We start from the raw sequence: 21,020 nt of genomic DNA on the forward strand, positions 1-21,020 counted from the left end.
CTAATTTACGATGAACAATCGCACAGTTTCAATTTTGTGCCCGGTTTTAGATTATTACCACTAATACCGTTCCATTCTCGTAAATTTTCGATACTAACTCCAGGATATTTTTTGGAAATCGTCCATAGGGAATCCCCACTGCGAACTTCGTGTACTTTTATGTTGCTCGATATTGAACCTTTTGAAGGGGTGTTCTTTGGTTTTACAGCGGCAACGGGCTGTTTTTTGGGAAAAATGGTCAATCGCTGGCCAATCCTAAGATTATTGCTCCTTAAGCCGTTCCATCTTTTTATTTGGCTCACACCAACGCCATAACGCTCCGCGATCTTACCAAGATAATCACCACTCCGTACCCTATAGACCACTTCTCCCTCCTCGGCCTGCTTTACAAGCTCCTGCAATGGACTTTCCTTGCTGTTAAGCTCCTTTTCCACATGGGCATAAATAGCCTCCTCATTGGCCACAAACTTGCCCATATGGCTTCTGGGCAAACGAAGGGTGTAGTTCTTTCCTTCCACATAAGGAATGGCATTCAATTTATAGGACGGATTTAAAATCTTTAGTTCTTCTTTGTCAATACCTACCAACTCAGCTATCTGGTCGAACGTAATGAGGCTTTTTACGTGTACTGTGTCGGTCTCAAAATACGGCCTGTCCACCTTTTGCCCCTTTAGACCATGCTCTTCCGCATATTCAAAAATATACATGGTGGCCAAGAATGCCGGCACATAGCCCGCTGTCTCCCTGGGCAAATAGCTTCGAATGTTCCAATAATTCTTATATCCGCCAGATCTTCTTATGGCCTTGTTGACATTCCCTGGTCCCGAATTATAGGCGGCGAGCGCCAAATCCCAATCCTGAAAAATTTCATAGAGTTTGGACAAATATTGACAAGCTGCCTTAGTAGATTTAATAGGGTCACTGCGTTCATCTACATAACTTGTTACGTCCAAATTGTACATTTTTCCCGTTCCGTACATAAATTGCCATAAACCCGTGGCACCCACCCTGGACCTTGCTTTTGGGTTCAAGGCAGATTCAACAATGGACAAATACTTCATTTCCAAAGGAATATTGTGATTGTCCATTTCTTGCTCGAATAAGGGAAAGTAAAACTGGCTCGCGGTCAACATTCGCTGCATAAGCCCTCTTCTTCTTGTCAAAAATGATTTGATTACATTTTCAAGGGAGGGATTGTAAGCAACATTAAAAGGGGTTTTTTGGTTTAATTTTTCCAACCTGAGTTTTAATGTATCCGTATTCAAATCCAGCACATAGGTCGAATCCGGCTCCAAAGTCGTTACGTCCTCATAGATAGCCTCAAACAGCGGAGCATTGGCAATAAGTTCCTTCATCCAAAGACTGTCGTACTTTGCTGCCTGGGAGTGGTCCTTGAGGTCATACTTCTGGGTTTGGTCTGACTTCACCAAGATAAAGTCATTATCCGGGATGGAATCCACGGCCGAAAGGTCTATAACCTGTTCCGCCTGTAACGTGGCGGAATCATTTTCAATCTCGTTTGTGACAATTGCCTTCTTGTTTTGAAGGTTTACGGAATCTTTTTGCTGTGCCGATAAAAACATCGGAAACGCAAAAAAACCAACTAGAAAAAAACTACGGATGTGCGACTTGTTCATAGAGCGAAAATTTTCTTAGCGGGACTAACGAAAATCGTACATTTTTCCTTTAGAATAAAATTTTCTTTCTTAAAATGTAGATTAACCCGTTAAACTCCGTTAATCGATAACGCCCTGTCTACTCGTTTATTGCAGCGATTCCTGGCAATGTCCTTCCTTCCAGGCTTTCCAACATGGCCCCTCCTCCCGTGGAAACATAGCTTACCTTTTCCTCAAAGCCAAATTGCTTGACTGCGGCAACGGAATCGCCCCCTCCCACAAGTGAAAATGCACCATTTTGGGTAGCCTCATCAATGAAATTTCCAACAGCTATGGTTCCCTTGGCAAAGGCATCCATTTCAAAAACACCTACGGGACCGTTCCATAGAATCGTTTTAGCGCCCAAAATCACTTTTTTGAAGTTTTCCAGCGTTTTGGGACCGGCATCCAAACCTTGCCAACCATTGGGTATGTTGTCTACATCCAGAACCTTGGTTTTCGCGTTTGGACTGAAATCATCCGCAGCGATTACGTCTACAGGCAAATGCACGTTTACGCCCTTTTCCTTCGCCTGCTTTAGGATATCCATGGCCAGGTCCATTTTATCGTCCTCGCAAATGGAATCGCCAACGCTGCCCCCTTGTGCCTTAACAAAGGTATAGGTCATACCCCCACCTATGATAAGGTCATCCACCTTATCCAATATATTCTCAATGATCGTAATTTTGGACGAAACCTTGGCCCCTCCCAAAATCGCCAATACAGGCTTTTCACCCGTCTGCATTACTTTTTCGATAGCGTCGATTTCCTTGGCCAATAAGTACCCAAAACATTTTGCCCCTGGAAAGAACTTGGCAACAATCGTTGTTGAGGCGTGTGCCCTGTGGGCAGTACCAAAGGCATCGTTTATGTAGACATCCCCCAATTTAGAAAGTTTTTCCGCAAAAGCCTCGTCACCCTTCTCCTCTTCACTGTAATACCTGAGGTTCTCCAACAACAGCACCTCTCCGCTTTTTAGATCTTGGGCGGCCCTTTCCGCTTTTTCCCCAATACAGTCTTCCACAAACTTGACCGAAACACCAATTACTTCGGAAACCTTGGCACAAATATGCTTCAAGGACAGATCCGGATTTCTTTTGCCATCGGGCCGACCAAGATGGCTCATAAGAATCGCGCTGCCTCCATCTTCCAATACCTTAATGATGGTTGGCTTGGCCGCTTCGATCCTGTTGGCATCCGTTACTTCAAACTTTTCGTTCAAGGGTACATTAAAGTCAACCCTGATCAAGGCCTTTTTATTCTCAAAATTGTGGTCGTCTAATACTTTCATGGAATGGTACTTTAAAATAAAAGGCAAATGTAACCATTAATAGGTCTTGTTAAAACCTTCCCCAAGAAATTATGGCTATTCTTTCCTGCTCCAAAAACAACTATATTTGGAGCCATGCTATTCAAGGACGTTTTAGGGCTCCCCCATATAAAGAACCATCTCACATCTAGTGCTGATGCCGGAAGGATTCCCCATGCGCAATTGTTCGTAGGCCCCGAGGGGTCCGGCACCTTGCCCATGGCTTTGGCCTATGCCCAATATTTGATATGTGGCAACCAAAATGGCGAAAATGAGGGCGGCAACGCCGCCTGCAATCTAAAGTTCAAATCCTTTGCCCACCCAGATGTACATTTCGCCTATCCGGTTGCCAATACGGAACAGGCCAAAAAACATGCCGTAAGTGACAGTTTTAGCAAGGAGTGGCGGGAGTTTTTGGCCGAGCAACCCTATGGAAACCTATTTGATTGGTACCGATTGATAGATATTGAAAAAAAGCAGGGCCAGATCGGGGTGGACGAGGCCAAGGAAATCGTAAAAAAGCTATCCCTCAAATCCTATGAAGGCGGTTTTAAGGTCATGATCGTTTGGATGGCCGAAAAATTGAACACCGCCGCATCGAACAAACTTTTGAAGTTGATAGAGGAACCACCGGAAAAAACGGTCTTTCTGTTGCTTTGCCAGGATGAGGAGCAAATTCTACAGACCATACGTTCCAGGTGCCAGATTTTGCATTTTCCGCCTTTGGCAGAGGACGTTATCGCCGATGCGCTTCTCAAAAAAGGGGCATCCCAACAAGAGGCGATGCAAATCGCCCACGAAGCCAATGGAAACTTCAACAAGGCACTTGACCTTTTGAACAAGGACTCGGAAGATCTGGTGTTCGAAAAGTGGTTCGTGCAATGGGTCCGAAGTGCCTTTAAGGCCAAAGGGAACAAAGCTGCCATACACGAACTACTGTTATGGAGCGATGAATTGGCAAAAACCGGAAGGGAGACCCAAAAAAAGTTCCTACACTATTGCATTATGGTAATGCGCCAGGCGATGCTCTTGAATTACGGGGTGCACGAACTGGCCTATATGAAGATTCATGCAGATGGCTTCCAGTTGGAAAAATTCGCGCCCTTTGTGCATGAAAACAATATCCTGGAAATAACCAAAGAACTGGAAGATGCCATATTTCACGTGGAAAGAAATGGCAATGCGAAGATTATATTTACGGACCTATCCATTCGCCTTACAAGGCTACTTCATAAAAAACCGACTAAAATACCTTCTTGATGGAAACGATACAGGAATACGCTTCTGAGCTCATTTTGCTTATTTTTTTGGCCTTGACCTTTTTACAAAGCGGGTCCGATAAAATATTCGATTGGAAGGGCAATATAGGATGGTTAAAAGGTCACTTTTTAAAAACGCCGTTCAGGAATTCCGTTCCTTTACTAGTGGGGATTATCCTAGCGCTGGAACTAATTACGGGGATTGCCTCATTAATGGGCATTTATGGAATCCTAAGTTCCCAAAATACATCCATGGCTTTTTGGGGGGCTCTTTTGGGCTGTATCACCCTTTTGATGCTGCTGTTAGGGCAAAGGGTAGCAAAGGACTATGACGGTGCCAGGACGATAGTGATATATCTCATGCCCACCGTTTTTCTGTTGTTTCTGCTCCAGAACTAAAAAAAACCTCCCAAGAATAGGAGGTTTTGGAGGCATCGAGCGGATTCGAACCGCTGTACAAGCTTTTGCAGAGCTCTGCCTAGCCACTCGGCCACGATGCCCTTTTTAAAATGATTGCAAATTTAGTAAAAAATAATCCTTTTGTTTTAAAGGAAACGAAGTTTGTTTGAAATAATAGATCCATGGCCGCTCTATCATGGATCTATCAGAATTTATTCAGCTTTTGAGGCATCGAATGGATTCGAACCACTATAAAACCCTTGCAGGAGTTTCGCCTTCCCGTTCGGCCACAATGCCATTATCCTATTTTCCTCTCTTGAGCGATAATTCTACCAGCACCTTTTGCACATCGCCGTTTATGGGCGGGTTTACCTTGGCAACTGAAATTCTCGATTTTTTGACCATTGGGAGTTCCTTAAAAATACGGTCCCCTATTCTTTTGGCCACATGTTCCAGAAGTTTGGAGGGAATGCCCATTTCCTCCACCACTATACGGTTTATATGAACGTAATCCACGGTGTCCTTCAGTGCATCGGATACGATGGCTTTGGAAAGGTCTGCCTTGACCTCAACATTTACCAAATAATCACTTCCGATTTTTGTTTCTTCCGAAAGACATCCATGGTATGAATACACTCTAATGTTATCTACCCTAATAATCCCCATGATCCAATTATTGATTAGATCACAAACTTAAAACAAAGATGGGTAAATCAATAGGTACACCTGCAATTGCTGATACCTTGGAATAGATCCACACCTATGGTAACGACATGGGTACCTGTACTATAGCCCAAAATCTCGTTCAAGATTATCTGATAGGAGTATCCAAAATAAAAGTTGCTTTTCTTTAACCCTAGTATCGGGGCTATATAGAGCGGGTTTCCTATCTGGTCGTTCAAGAACCTGTATGTAACCCCTGCGTAGTAGTAATCCTCAAAATCGTACCATCTGAACTTTACGTTCAAATCCGTTTCGGACCTGCCATCACTTTCAAAAATCTTGAACAACATAGAGGGCTCAATTTCCAAATTACTTGTCCTACTTTTGGTATATCTGTAGCCTGTATACACATAATAGTTTCTCAATTCATTGGGCTCGTCTATATCAAAGGTAAGGTCTCTTGGATCCTTGTCCAATAGGTTGGAGGCATTCGCCGCAAAGTAAAACTTGTCATATCGATACAAAACGCCCACATCAAAATTGTGGTTAGTCGTTTGCCTGTTGTTTACGATTCCATTATCGGGAAAGTCGATAAGATTGAACTGATCAATGTCGATATTGAACTGGTTAAAATTATAGGAAAGGCCAAAGGATAAAAACTCGTCCTCATACCTGTCCAAAGTTAGGTGATGGGCAAAAGAAACCCTGGCGCCCCTTTGTTTGGTATATCCGTTTGAATCGTTATATAGAAACACGCCCACCCCGGATTTTTCCCCAATCCGCATATCAGCGGCCAAGGATTGTGTCCTGGGAGCATCCTTTATGCCTACCCATTGTGCCAAACCATTGAGCCGTATCTTAACATGGTCTCCAATCCCTGCATAGGTGGGGGCCAATACAAACGGGTTATCCGCCAGATACTGGGAGAGCTGTGGGGAATTAAGTTCTTGACCTCTTACGAAGAAGGCGCTTGTGATAAGTGCTAAGGTCAATAATCTCTTAAACATAGTATTTAGGTTAAGTTTTATCTATATAAAGTGAAATGGCCAACAAATTCCCTACTATCTTCCTCCCCGTTCAATTGAATAACGTACCAGTAATCTCCGGTTGGCAATTCCTTGCCTTCGTATCTTCCATCCCATCCCTTGGCATCATGGGCCTGTCTTGAAACCACTCTACCATAACGGTCATAAATCTTTATTAGTATATCTGGGAATTGCTGAATATTTTTTGGTATCCAGAAGTCGTTTTCGCCATCACCATCCGGGGTAAAGAAGTTAGGAATATCCACATCAATGAATTCCATAAAGATGCTGGCAATCATCTCACATCCGTTTTGGTCCACTACCCTAACCTCATAGGTGCCCGTCCTCATAATGTAGAACGTATTGTCGTTTCCATTGTCAACACCATCAAAATAATAGGTGTATTCTGGACTACCTCCCTCGGCAATGGCCGTTATCTCGTTTAAGCTTCGCTGTTCAGGAAGCAGGATCAACGGGTCGAAACTTTCAATGGTGAAGTCTACCGTAACCAAACAGCCATTTGAATGCGCGATGGTGATATAGTGATTTCCTGGAGCAATGTTCCTAAAGTCTGGATTGAGTTGCAGCGCAGAAGCATCCGTACTATCCAATGCGTACATCACATCCCCAATGAGGCTTTCATCCTCCAAGGTGATGTTCACGTAATTGTCCGGAAGGTCTCCCGTACACACATAAACAGGTTCAACCGTGGCGTTAAGATTTACACCTGGTTCTATATCCACGACCACATTGGTCTCACAGCCATTGGCATCCCTAACGAAAATCAAATAGTTGCCGGCGGCCATATCAACAAAAGAGGTCCTGTCCTGCACAAAGTCAGCATCATCATTGGAATTCAACGCCGTACTATACGGAGCCGTACCTCCCGTGATGTTCAATGAAATCGTTCCGTCCTGACTATCCACGCAAATTTCTGGGGTAGTAGTGGCATCAACCATTAGCATCTCAGGTTCGGTAATGGTATACTCCAAATATTCGAAGCATCCATTCTGATCTTGGGCGATGATGATGTAATCTCCCGGTTCCAGATCCGTAAACGTGTTTACGGTATCGAACTGGTTCAGGTTGGGGGAAATGGCATATTGATATCCTCCAGAACCACCAGAAAGTGTAACGGTAATACTACCATTTCCTTCCCCTTCACAGGTTACATTGATTACCTCATCAACATAGGTCAATGGTGCAGGTTCCGAAATGATAACCTCCTCTGGCAATGTGGTACAATCCTCACTTGTTACCGATACATAATATGTTCCGGCAGGCAGGTTTCTAAATTCGCCAATGGATGTTGGACCGGCAATTCTTGCGGCAACGCTTAAGGAAGCATCGGTAAACAATTCGAACTGATAATTACCAAGTCCTCCAAATGCATCGGCATAGATAATGGCGGTACTTTCACCCGTACAATTGATGTATGCTGCCGATTGGTCCACAAATAACACCAAGGGGTCGATCATGTCTTCCGTAATCGCATTTGACTGAACCGCATCACAACCGTTGATAGCGTCCCTTACAAAGTATTGATAAGTTCCTGCACCCAGTGTTCCAGTTGCAGGTAATCCCATTGGATTGCTGGTCATTGGCAAAAAGTTGATACCATCGATACTATATTCATAGGTGCCACTGCCCCCTGTTGCCGTAAGCTCAAACTCAACACCGGTTGCACAGGTCAAGGGATCGGTTCGAATCAATTGCGCACTGACCGGAGTGGGTTCAATAATCTCGACAGTGTTGGTAGTCACGTCACAATCCCATCCGTCCGTGACCGTAATGCTATATATTCCAGCTCCCAAGTCATTGAAATTTGGGCTTAGTTGCGATGCCGTAGTGAAAAGAATCGTTGTACCGTCCGCATCTATATAGTTCAAGATATACTCATAAGAACCGCTTCCTCCGGCAACCGTTATGTTTGCGGTTATCGTAGCGCCCATATCGCCATAACATGCCAAGTTGGTCACTAAAGGAGTTGCGTTTGCAACTATGGGTGTCGCTGGGTCAAGTACCACAGTGTCCGTGTAAGGACAACCTGCCTGGTCCGTAACGGTGATGTCATAGGTGCCTGCGGAAAGTCCACTAAAAACATTGGCATACACATTATTTTCGGTAAACGTATCGGTTCCATTGGTGATGGAAATGGTATATGGTGCAAATCCACCTTGGGGAACTACACGAATTTCGCCCCTATCGTTGGTACATGTTGGCTGTGCTAGAATGTCCACCGTAGCCGTAAGGGCCATATCTGGAGAAGCGATGGTAACCATGTTGGTGTCTTCGGAACAGAAAGGAATGTCCGTTTCAGTTATGGTAACAAAGTAATTACCACCTGAAAGTCCTCCAACAACTCTTGGGTTTACGGAGGTATCCGTGCTTACCACTCCTCCTACGGGATTACCGGCGGCATCGAATATTTGATAATCATAATTGCCTGAATACCCCGTAATGTTGATTTCTAACTCTCCATTTGTGTCCCCAAAACACGTAACTGGGGTTATGGCTGTCGCGGTAGCTCCAATGAAATCATACGGTTCTACATTATAGGCAGGCGTATCAAAATAACATCCTGTATCCACATCTGTTACCCTGAACGTGTAGGAGCCAGTAGTCAATAGATCAAAAGTTGCGGTCGTGGCCGTAGACCCAGTTTGTACCGCATTTGTATTGCCGATTGGCAACAGCTCGTAGGTGTAATTGTGGGGCAGACCGTTGTCCGATACCGTGATGGTAACCGTTTCATCATTTGTACACGTGATATCCACATCCGTTGCGACCGATGCCGTAAACCTATTGATCGGCTGAATGATGACGGTATCCGTTGCGATACATCCATTGGCATCCCTAACATAGACCGTGATATTTTGTACAGCCCCGTTGTCAGCGATATTGAACGTATTGGCAGATTGGTAGGTTACATTATCCAAGCTATATAGATAAGGTGCCGTTCCCGATGGACCTATTGGTGGCGTCACCCCATTGTCAACAGTTACCGTTACAACGGCCGTATTGATACTATTGTCAGGGGCACAATCGAAAGTTGTAGCCGTCGCGCTAACTATCAAGGCATCGGGTTCCGAAATACTTTCGTTCTTTCTGTCGTCACAACCTAGACCGGAAATCACCCTTATCTGATAATCCCCAGCGGCCAAATTATCGAATATTGGGCTGGTCTGTGGACCAACAATCGGATTTACCAAGTCGGAAATATCGTATAACTCATAAAGGTAATCTGGGTTTCCATCCGTAGCCGGATCTAAATTTGCCGTAATACTGCCATCACTTCCCCCCGCACAACTTACATCCACAATTGTGGCATCCAACAACACAGGTAAAATTGGAGCCTCCAATGCTTGTGAAATGGTCTTTTCACAAATTGGGTTGCTTGTGTCCAAGTCACGAACTAGGAAATTGTAAATACCTACCTGAACAAGGTTCGCAAATACCCCCGTTGTGTTCGTTACCGTTGTTGTACCATCTGGATAAGTGATCGTGAATTCAAGGTTTGTAGAACCTCCAGAAACATTCACCGTAATTTGACCTCCCGGAATTACCGTACAATCGATTACCTTGTCCACTGTGGTGGTCAAGTTCATTTCTTCTTCCAACAAAACAGCCGGGGTTGTTGCGCTACATCCCCATTGGTCGGTAACTACCACCTCATATTGTCCAGCGCCCAATCCAGAGAATATAGGCGTATTCTGAGGAGCACGGAAATTAGAACCGTTCAATACCAACTGATAGGTAAAGTTTAAATTTTGACCTCCTGATGCCAAAACTTCAATTTCACCTTCCAAATTGGTACAGTTCTCCTGATTTACCTGTAAGGTAGCGGTTATTGGGGTTGGGTCCGCCAACACGATATTATTGTCTATCAATTGCTCACAACCTTGGGCATCCCTTACCCATGCTTGATACGTTCCTGCAGAAAGACCTCCCCGTGTGGGTGATGAAGTATAATCCAAGGCCGTTGGTAAAGCAACTCCAATATAATACTCGTAACCTCCCCATCCACCGGCAACATTGATGATTTCTATAATCCCATCATTTCCAGGGACGCAGGTTATATCCGTTGTATCGATACCTCCTGATGTTCCCATACTTGGCCCGGCAATGGTGAACGCTTCAGTGTTTACACAGAATGGATTGTTATCCTGTGAAATAGAGACATAATAACTACCTGCTGGTAGATTAATGTCTGCAGTTGGACCATTGGTAGCCTCCGTGTTTGAAGTGACAATAGTATCATCAGCGGTATTTGCCAATGTGCCATTGGTGTCATAAATCGTCCATGTAAATCCTCCGGGATAAATAGCATCTACCAATTCGAAATTGACCGCACCTGTTGATGTTCCATAACATTCCACATCGCTTACATTGGTCACATTGATGGTGAAGGTGTTCGGTTCCAACAAGGTTTCGGAGGCCGAGATGATACAGCCTGTATCGATGTGCCTTGCCAAAATGGTATATGGTCCAGCCGCCAGCCCTGGGAATACATTGGATACTTGATAATTGGAACCATTGTCAATACTATATTCAAATCTAGATGGGTCGCCCAAAGTAGATACCACGCTCATGGTCAATTCCCCATCGTTGCCCGGGTTACAGGTAACTGTTTGGGTAATTGCCGCCGAAGCGGATATCAATTCGTCAAACGGATCTATGATAGCAGTCGTGGAGCCTAAACAGCCGTTGCTATCGTACACATTGATGGTATAGCTTCCACCGGCAAAATCGGTTTCAGTGTACACGGGATTCGTTCCAGATTGAACGACCACCGGAGCCTCCACGGGTGCCGTGTTCGGGTCGTCCTCTTCTATAAATTCATATCTCACATAAGTTCCTGAACCACCTGTAATTGCCGAAGTGTCTATGGTAATCGTTGCGTTGTTTTCGTTGTTTCCAACCGTACAGGCAAATTCAACCACCGATGCATTCACATTGGTGATGATTTCAGGCTCTGTAATTGCCTGAGTGATGTCCATGGAACAACCATTGGCTGCAGTAACCCTAATGGTGTAGGTGATTCCTGGAGCAATCAAACCTTCCAACCCTTGGAACGTGGCCCTTGTGGCCGTACTGGTCGTTGGTGCAATAGGGAATGTGGCACTGCTTCCAGGGCCAGAAATTATCTCATAGGAATAAGGTCCAGTACCCACATCCGTACTCGTTACGGTGATGGATCCGTCATCGGCCCCGTTACAAGTAACATCCGTAAAACTGGAAACACTAATGTTTGGTAGTACCGCTGGCGGAACATTGACCACGATGCTGCCCAAACAATTGGGTATCGCCGTACTGGTGTCATATACCGTTACAGTATAGTTGCCGTCAATACTGGCACCTGTCCATGTGATAGTTGAACCGCCCATTGCTGTTCTTGCTTGGTCCACTGCTCCAGGGCCATCAATTTCATAATCGTAGGAGCCTGATCCCGCGGTCACATTGATCGTGATTTCGGCATTGTTGGCAGGAGCTACCTCACAATCCAATAAGGTTGTCAACGTAGCATTGAACTGCAAAGGTGGTTGAATATCAAATGTTTCAGTAACTGAACATCCGTTTACATCCCTAACCTCCATAGTTTGTGCCAAACCAGAGCTAAGGCCTGTTACCAAGTATTGGTTGCTGCCATCAAAGGTAAAGTTTTGGAACGCATTTCCGTTTACCCTAATTTGGAACGGTGCCAAAGCGACCAATGGGTTATCCAAGGTTACACTTACTTGGAACATTCCCTCATCGGCACATTCATCAACAATACTCAAACTGATTATTGGACTTGGATCTTCCAATACCGTGATAGGCCTTTGGAAAATACAACCATAAGCATCCTTAACATACACGATATAATCACCAGCTTCTACATTTGCTGTGGTGTTATTTATCCATCCCACATCAGTTGCTAAAGGAGCAGGGGCGGTATCCGGTAAATATTGATATTCGTAAGGAGCCGTTCCATTTCTACCTGCAGCTGTAATAACACCTGCATTTGGATTACAATTGTCGTTTTGTGGTGAAGCCACATCCAAATCCAGTGCAAATGCGGATTCACGTATCGTAAAAGTACCTCCATCTACGGAACAACCGTTGTTGGGTCCGCCCACTTCGGTTAACAATAAATAGTATTCTCCCGGAGGCAAGGTCGCAAAATTGTTTACCGTAACGGAACTGGGTGGGTTTACACTGGAGGTACCCATATACCCGGTAGTAACGTTGGATTGCCTATTGAAAATCTCATATTGAACATCGGTAGCAGCAACATCAAACCCAGAAAAAGTAAAGGAGATATTACCGTCCGCAGATCCTGTACAACTTACATTGTTCACGGCATCGAGCGTAGCCACCATGGATGATGGCGTGTTGATGGGTGCAGCGGCCTCCTCAAAATAATAACAATTGGTGGTCAAATCGAACACCACAAAAGTATACGTAATTCCTGGTGTAAGTCCCGTAAACGTTGAGGTAAAGCCTCCAAGGACATCCGGTGCCTGATAGCTACTGGAATAAGGAGCCGAATACGTTTCCAAAATAGCAAACTCATAATTTCCACTTCCTACCGCAGCGCCAACAGATACAACGGCCGTTCCCCCTACCACACAATCAACCGTGGCCGTAGATACATCAATATCCAGGTCATTGGGTGGTGAGGCTATGATTTCGGTCGTGTAGGAAGCACAACCGTTGGCATCCACTATATCAATTTGATAAATACCGAATTCCAATACCGTAAACGTATGGTCACGCGTAGACGGTGTGGTGGTATGGGTTTGGGTTGGAATCCCGTTGTTACCCGTTAAAATATAGGTATACTCGGCCGTTCCGCCTGAAACCCCAGAAATGGAAATTTCACCGGGATTTGTGGTTCCCAATCCAGCATCACAGGTTATTGGCACGTCTGAGGTAGTATAAACAATAGGGCTAGGTCCCGAAATGGTTACCGGAAAAGGGGCGGAAACGCAACCTTTACTATCGGTAATGGTCACCTCATAATTGCCTGCAGGTAACCCAGCGGTCTGGGTTCCATAATTGGTAGGTCCGGAAGTTTCCACTACATTGACTACATAAGGAGGTACGCCTACGGAAGTATCTATTTGAACATCCAAGGAACCCGTACTTTCTCCATTACAAAGAATATCCGTAGGAACTACATTGGCAATTACGGGAGTTTGGGCTTCCGTAATCGTAATAGGATTGGTTACCACCACGCAATTTACGGGTGTAGAGGTATCCGTAACCCTAAACACAAAGTTCCCAAATAGGTTCGTCGTGAATACGTTCCCTGTAAAGTTCGTATTTGAAAAAGTAGTTCCCCCATCATTGGACCATTCATACGTGTATGTTCCGGAACCTCCGTTGGCATTGATTGTAACGGATGCATCCACCAAACATGTTAAATCGTTCGTTAGGACCGCATTCGCGGTTAATTGGGGGTTTATCGTTATCGTTTGGGTATTGGGTGCCAAAGGACATCCTAGGGCATCCCTTACTTCAATATCATAAGAACCTGCGGAAAGATTGCCAAAAGTATATGTAGTGGCTGTCGTTGGTGTTGGAGCCAACCAGGGGCCGCCGTTTATCCTAAACTGATATCCGCCATTTCCACTGGTGACGTTCACAACTATTTCACCATCGTTGTTTCCGCTATAACAGGTTGTGGGTACTGCCGTAAACACAATTGGGTCTGTTGGGTTTATGGTGAGTGGGGCATCGATTACATCCTCGCAATTGTTTATTTCACGCACACGCACCAAATAATCGCCCGGGATAAGTCCGCTGAAAGTGGTATTGCTGCCATTGGTGGCAAAATCAAAACCTGCAATAATGCCTCCGACTCCATCTTCCAGTTGATACCTATAGTTTGGAGTGCCACCCGTAGCCGATGCGATAATCACGCCACCATCCGTACAAGTAGCCTGACTATTGATCGTTGCCGAAGCTATCACTGGGGTTGGTTCGTTGATAGTCTGATTTAAAATAACCGTACAACCTGCAATGGGGTTGTCCACATCCCTGATAGAAATTGTATAATTCCCCGCGGAAAGACCAGAAATGGTCTGTGGAGAGGTTGTGGAGCTTCCCAATATCGTAGTGAAGTTATCCAAACTATATTCAAAACCACCAGCACCAAAATTATCTACGTCAAAAGAAATGGAGCCATCCGTATCTCCATTACAGGTAACATCCATGGCAGAAACAATGGAGGCCTCAAATGCGTTGCCCGGTTCAACAGTTACATCTATGGTTACCGTTTGTGGGCATTGTTCCGGAAGTTGTGTCGCGACGATATTATCGATAACAACATCGTTTCCTGCAGTTGCAGTTCCAATGGTCCTTATTACTATATCCAAATTTGTCTCCGCACCTGGATTTAATGTGATGTTGTAATTTTCCCAGATATCAGGATCCGTACTCTTTGGAATATTACCTGTGGGTATGCTTGCTATGACCGTGCCCGATGAGTTTACCAGTTGAACATCCAGATTGGCATCAGCCCCTGTAGAACCAACAAATTTGAGATTAAAAACATCAATGGAAATGGTAATGTCCCTATTTGGAACCACTTCGATTCCCCTTTTGGCATAAACAATACCATTTACACCGGCGACCCCACCAATATTTATAGCAAGGTATCTACCATTTGGGTTTCCGGATTGTTCGTTGGGTACCAACCATGTATAAGGGTTCACAATGGTATTTGCCACAGAATACTCCCCGTCCTGTATATGGGTGTCCGTACCAAAGCTAGGACAACTACTTGGGCTTCCGTCTTGAGGTTCAAAACAGAATAATGGGTCTATTTCCGTAATGCTGGTTGGCGCACCAACACCAAAATCCTCACGTAATAAAACACTCGGAGAAGGAGCCACATTACTGATATAATCTACCGAAATCGTATGGGTGCCTACAGGAACATTGGTGAAAATATTCGAATCTGCAGGTGTGTTTGGCGTCCCATTCAAGCTATACGTGTAATCCAAGCTAGAATCGTCCGTTCCTATGGTTACGATACCCGTTCCATCACAGGAGTAATCGACCGTTGGGGTCAAGGTAACATTGGGAGGTGTTGGTGCCGGATCAATTGTTACGGACATTGGGTAAGTACAACCGTTGGCATCTTGCAAGTATAGCGTATGTGTACCTGCCAATAAATAATCAATGGCATTCGCCCCATAGGACAATCCTCCGTCAAAACTGTAGGAATATGGTGCCGTTCCTCCTAGTACATTGGTAATCCTTACCTCAGCACCGGTACTTGGGTTACATTCGATCAGCTGGGTAACCGCAGCGGATGCCGACAATGTGAACGGTTCTGTTATGGAGTGTAGTTGGCTTACTTCACAATTGCTTGCATCCCTTACCCTGATATTGTAATTGCCTGTACCAAGGTTATTAAAGGTGTTGGATGTTTGATAGGTTGCTCCGTTATTTATACTATATCTATATGGAGATTCCCCGCCACTTGCCAAAATGGTTATGGTTGCTTGGTTTTCCCCACTACAAAGAATTGGTGTATTGGACACTGAAATGGCCAAAGGTGCATCCTGAACAATGTTAATGTCATACCTAGCCTCGCAGTATCCACTGTTTCCGTTGTTATCTCGAACATACACATCATAATCCCCTGGTGCATTTACTGTTACAGGATTTGTAGCTGCGAAATCTCCGTCAGTTGGGGTTACCCCATCAACAACAACGGCATATACATAATTTCCGTCGCCCCCGGCGGCCGTAATATCAATTTCTGTGTCCGTAGCACAAGCAGCAATATTCCCTGCGCTTGCGATCACACTTAGTTCTGGATCGATTGTTATCGTTTGGGTATCCGTACAGCTATTTCCGTCCCTAACATTTATAGTGTAGGTTCCGGGGGCAAGACCAGTAAAGGTATTTGAGGAAGTATACGCACCTCCATTGATATTATATTCAAAATTACCATCGCCTCCTGATGTAACATTGGCCGTTATCGTCAATCCAACCACATCGTCATAACAGAAATCATTGGGCGTTAATACCAATACCGGAGCGGTTGCCGGGTTTATATCAAAAGTAAAGGGTACCACACAATTGTTGGCATCCGTAACGGTTCCTGTATATGTACCTCCCAGTGTTAGATTGTTAAATGAGCCATTGGTATTGGTGCCAAATACCGAAGTGTCAGGATTTAAAAGGGTATATTCATAGCTTCCCCATCCTCCAGTGGCAGATATGATAACACTTCCGTCATCCAAACAAGTCGGTTGTGTTACATTGGGTGCCGTGACCGTTAAGGCCGATGGGGGGCCTTCTAAATTATAGGTTGTGGTATAGGTACAATTGGTATCTGTATCCACAATGTCCAAGGTGTAATTTCCCGCGCCTAGGTTAGGAAGGCTTATTGTGGCCTGAACCCCTCCCGTAGCAACAGTTCCTGAAGGTCCGGTTACGGTATAGGTGAAATTTTGTCCAGTTTGATAATTGACGTTGAACTGTACCGTGCCATCGGTAGCGCCAAAACACGAAACAGGAGTTATCGTGATACCGCTCATCGTAATAGGTACAATAGGTGCTATGGTATGGTTTTCTTCATAAAAACAGCCATCGGCATCCGTTACCCTAATGGTATAGGTGTCCGGTGCCAAATCGTTAAAATCCGCGGTATTCCCGGAAGTAGTATTCGGTGCTATAATAGAAGGAGCAATTATCTGGAAGGTCAATGGAGCCGTTCCCCCTACCGAGGTAACCTGTAGATCCACGGTACCGTCAGGACAGGTAATTTGTGATTCCACAACCGTTAAATCTGTGGGAGGATCCGTTGGGTCGAGGACTATAGGTGTCGTGGCAAATACACATCCCGCGGCATCCCTAACCGATAACGTAAAAGTACCTGCAGATAGGTTTTCGAACCTGTGGGCATTTGGTGTAGTATCAGGAATAAAGTTTATGCCATCAATACTATAACTGTACGGGGCGGTGCCTCCTGATACATTTTGGGCCTCAATAATACCATCCTGCAAACAGGAATAATCCTGAACTAGTGCTGATTCCGCAAATAAGGCGTTCGCAGGGCCATCTATAGTATGGTAGTATGGATAGTTACAGTCGGCACTTCCTCTACGCATATTGACCACAATGGTATAGTCGCCAGGTATCAGGTTTCCAAAATAGCCCGAAGCATTTGCAGCTATTGCATCGTTTATATCAAAGTTATCGTTAATTACATCAATTTGTGGAATGTCAATATCGAATAGATAATACGTTAACTGATACCCGTTATCGTCCAAAAGGTTCATCTGTATGGATCCCGAAGCGTCGCCAAAACAGGCTTGGTCTTCTATGGTCGCACCTGAAAACTCGGCCGCAGGTCTAAACTCTATGGGCACCGTATTGGAAAATGCAAAGCAATTATTACGGTCCACAACCACAAAAGTATAATTGCCCGGATTGTAGATATCAAAGATTTGGCTGGACTGGAATTCAGTTGCAGGAATATCCTGGGGTGTTGGGTAGGATGTTACCATAGTACCCGTTTCGTCCTCAAAGGACCAAATAGCATATCTATGGGGCGTTTGACCCCCAGAGGAGCTCATAAGGATATTTCCCTCCCTACAGGTGATGTGTTGTGAGACCCGCGCCTCTATTTCCAAATCGTTACCATCAACCAAAGTTACCTGCTCTGAATGGGTACAACCATCTTGGGTACGGGCTATTACAATATAGTTTCCTGCATTCAGGCCAGAGAACGTAAAATCATTGTCTGTCTGTGCGGTTTCGTCATCAATCAAGGTCCCTTGACCACCGTTGGAACCATCGTCCAAACGGAGTTCATATTCGTAATTGGGTTCGGCATTGTTAATTTGAATATTTATGCTTCCCAGTGAGATACAATTGGGGTCCGTATGGGTTACATCAAAAGTTACGTCCCTGTCCAAAACCCCAATGACCGGAGTCCTAAAAATACAGGCGTTATCAATAGGGTCGCCATTAAGATCCAACTGGGTAACCTCTACCACATAACTGCCATTTTCGCCCGCGTTAAAATCAAAACTAGGGCCATTGTTCGCACTAAATGGAATTACGACGGTATCCGTGTCGTCATCTACCAATTGATATCCATAGCCATTTCCTAAATTGGTGATGGTAATATTTCCGGGATTGGCACAAATGATGTCTTCCTTGGTATACTGGATATCCAAGTTGTTTCTAAATACGTTGAAGTAGAAGCGACTGGTACAGCCATTTTGGTATGTAACGGATAAACGGAACTGCCCTTCCGTATTTGCCGTATAGGCATTGCCGGTTGCCACTTGGTTCCAGGTACAGGTCAATGCCCTGTTGGCACAATCGTCCCCAGATGGGCTACAGCTGCCTTCATCCAACTGTTCCCAAACAATGGACTGCGCATCTATAATGTTTATTTGTAGCTCCTTTGTATCGGCAGCTCCACACAGAAACAACTTGGGCAACATGGCATTGTCCACACTGCATTGAACAATTTCACCGGCGATATCGTTGTAAGGATCCGTATCATTATTGACGGCGTTCATCAACTCAATGATAGGGTTGGGTATCAAACCGGCTCCATAAGGAGTGACCGTTATGATTTCCTTAAATCCCTTACAGGGGTCTGCGACAATCTTATCGACAATATAAGTACCCACCTGCGTAACAACGATGGTGCTTGGGTCATTATCCGGGTCACCATCGGTAATGACCGTATCGGTCGCGTCAAATTGATTGTTTCCGTTATCGTCCCTTACCCATATATATTCGTCAAAGCCATCTCCGGCATTCAATATGGCCGAACTTCCACATAGTTCTACTGTACGTTGAAAATTACAGTCCGAAAGGTCATCCAATAGGAAGTTTGTGGCCCCAGGAACCACAAAACCACAAGCATTGAAGTCCGTTACACTGGGGTCATCTGTAACCATAGCGGTATTTTCAACTCCTTGATATGAGGAGTAGGCCAAATTCTGAATCAAATCCGAACATGCATCAATAAAATCGAAACAGTTTTCTGCAACCTGAACCCGCATTCTAATAGAATATTCAGGTCCATCCTCTTCTACCAGATTATTTGGAATCGAAAAAATAACTTCTCTTGAAGCAGGTGTATATACGTAAGTTACCCCTGGAGGTAACGCAAAATCAGATGGTATAAAGTCTGTTCTGCCGTCAGGCGGAGAAACATTGATTGGTAGGACATCTCGAATGGTATAATTGTCCGCATCATCATTTCCAATGTTTTGAAAGGACAGCACATAATCCAAAACCTGGCCCAAGTTAACTCCCTGACCGGTAATGTCCACACCGCCTGGGGTGTTTACTCGTTTTTCCAAGACTATATTGGGAGCTATAATTTCTATATCAAAAGAAGTAAAAAAGATATCATATTTGTCCTGAGAGGAACTTGCCCTGAGTACCGCACTTGTTGCGTCATTTGGAATGACATTGTTGAATTGGTTGTTAATCTCAAAAAGATCAACGTCCCAACCCAAGGTATTTGCACTATTAGGCGTTCTATCCGTTACCAATACATCATACCTGGTGATATTCGAATTGAAAAAGTTATTGGCTGGGTTCAATGTGTTCGATAATGGGGTAAACACACCTCCACCAAAAGCATCGATGGCCAACCCATCTCCTGTTATTCTATTGTCCCCTTCCAGAGCTGCTACTCCAATTCGGGCGTTAACCGGAAAAGGAGCAGGCAAACTGGTAAAACCGCTAATAGGGATATCCACGGTCTGACCCGATGCAATTCCTGCATATCCATCAAAGGTTGTGATATATCTACTACCGGGAAGATTAGGATTTTCATACACGACTACCAACTTCCAACCACCGGAAATACCACCGGAAATATTACTTCCAGAACTTGCCCTAATGTTTGCCACCGTATATTCTCCGTTTGGGTCCGGTAATGCCGTAAGAATACTCGTTACGTCCGTATATGCAGCATATGGGCTATAATATCCAAAGTCTGCATCACCGTTCCCGTCGAATAAAATTTCATCGGCGGTAATGTCTTGGTAAGCACCGCCCGGTACCCTAAACCTTATTTGGTCTATATTACTACGATCTGGATTTACATATACAGCGGACCAATATAAACCTGCATATCGTATCAAAGAACAAGTTGGGTCTGGAACGGTTAAAATAGCACTACTAGAACTGAAGGTACTAGGGTCGCTATCCACGTCAATGTATTGCATGTCTAAGTTATCATTGTACTCAGACGAACTACCAGTCAAATTATACGGGTCGTTTGGGGAAGTAGCGGGTATCGTAACCGTTACCCTTCTCCATCTTCCATTAATGAATTGCCACTCCTGTCTTGTTTCCTCTTGGGTTTGTCTATTGACAATATTGTTGCCAGCAAAAGTTAGTTCCCCCCTTATATCAGCAGAATACCTTACCTCAAAATTGTTCTTTACCTGTGCAAAAGTTGAAAAAGTTCCGATTACCAAAAAAATCAGAAACAATGAAACCCTCAATAAAGAAATTCTAATATTAATATTTGGAACGGTAAACTCCAAAAAGGTAGTTTGTTTGGTCATAGCACTATGTTCTAAAAGCACTTCGAGGGATTCGATTACAAATCACTACAGAATATGCCAATAACAAAGATTGTCCATACTAGGAAGGTTTGAAATTTATTGTTGTGGTCTGAAAGCTATATGTTGTGAAAAGTGGTTTGCAGAGGGTATGTGAA

General features: G+C 44.4%; 7 protein-coding genes and 2 tRNA genes. 2 read left to right on the plus strand and 7 right to left on the minus strand.

Going from position 1 to position 21,020, the window contains the following annotated elements; all coding sequences use genetic code 11:
- Positions 1–5: 5 nt before the first annotated feature.
- Positions 6–1,637: a LysM peptidoglycan-binding domain-containing protein gene (locus tag PP181_RS02730; RefSeq protein ID WP_272635886.1), complete on the minus strand. Its 1,632-nt coding sequence runs from the start codon at positions 1,635–1,637 to the stop codon at positions 6–8.
- 118 nt (positions 1,638–1,755) lie between these two features.
- Positions 1,756–2,946, minus strand: a complete 1,191-nt coding sequence (locus tag PP181_RS02735; protein ID WP_272635887.1) for a phosphoglycerate kinase — start codon at positions 2,944–2,946, stop codon at positions 1,756–1,758.
- Positions 2,947–3,060: 114 nt separating this feature from the next.
- On the opposite strand from PP181_RS02735, the gene PP181_RS02740 reads away from it, so the two are divergent.
- Together PP181_RS02740 and PP181_RS02745 are read left to right on the plus strand one after the other, a co-directional pair.
- On the plus strand, positions 3,061–4,224 hold the full coding sequence (locus tag PP181_RS02740) for a DNA polymerase III subunit (RefSeq protein WP_272635888.1): 1,164 nt from the start codon (positions 3,061–3,063) through the stop codon (positions 4,222–4,224).
- Entirely contained in the window at positions 4,224–4,622 is a 399-nt protein-coding gene (locus PP181_RS02745; RefSeq protein ID WP_272635889.1) for a DoxX family protein, read from the plus strand. The genes PP181_RS02740 and PP181_RS02745 overlap by 1 nt, the downstream gene beginning before the upstream one ends.
- A gap of 27 nt (positions 4,623–4,649) precedes the next feature.
- Here PP181_RS02745 and PP181_RS02750 read toward each other — a convergent pair.
- The 5 genes from PP181_RS02750 to PP181_RS02770 form a co-directional block, all read right to left on the minus strand.
- Positions 4,650–4,723: transfer RNA gene (locus PP181_RS02750), tRNA-Cys, on the minus strand.
- A 125-nt stretch (positions 4,724–4,848) separates the two neighbouring features.
- Positions 4,849–4,919: transfer RNA gene (locus PP181_RS02755), tRNA-Cys, on the minus strand.
- A gap of 6 nt (positions 4,920–4,925) precedes the next feature.
- Positions 4,926–5,288, minus strand: coding sequence for a dihydroneopterin aldolase (gene folB / locus PP181_RS02760; protein WP_272635890.1), 363 nt, complete (start codon positions 5,286–5,288; stop codon positions 4,926–4,928).
- A 47-nt stretch (positions 5,289–5,335) separates the two neighbouring features.
- A complete protein-coding gene (locus PP181_RS02765; protein ID WP_154917726.1) occupies positions 5,336–6,292 on the minus strand; it encodes a PorP/SprF family type IX secretion system membrane protein in 957 nt (318 codons plus the stop codon).
- Between the two features lie 17 nt (positions 6,293–6,309).
- Entirely contained in the window at positions 6,310–20,865 is a 14,556-nt protein-coding gene (locus PP181_RS02770) for a T9SS type B sorting domain-containing protein (protein ID WP_272635891.1), read from the minus strand.
- Positions 20,866–21,020 lie beyond the last annotated feature (155 nt).

It is taken from the genome of Maribacter sp. PR66 (genome assembly GCF_028464205.1).
GTDB lineage: Bacteria > Bacteroidota > Bacteroidia > Flavobacteriales > Flavobacteriaceae > Maribacter > Maribacter flavus.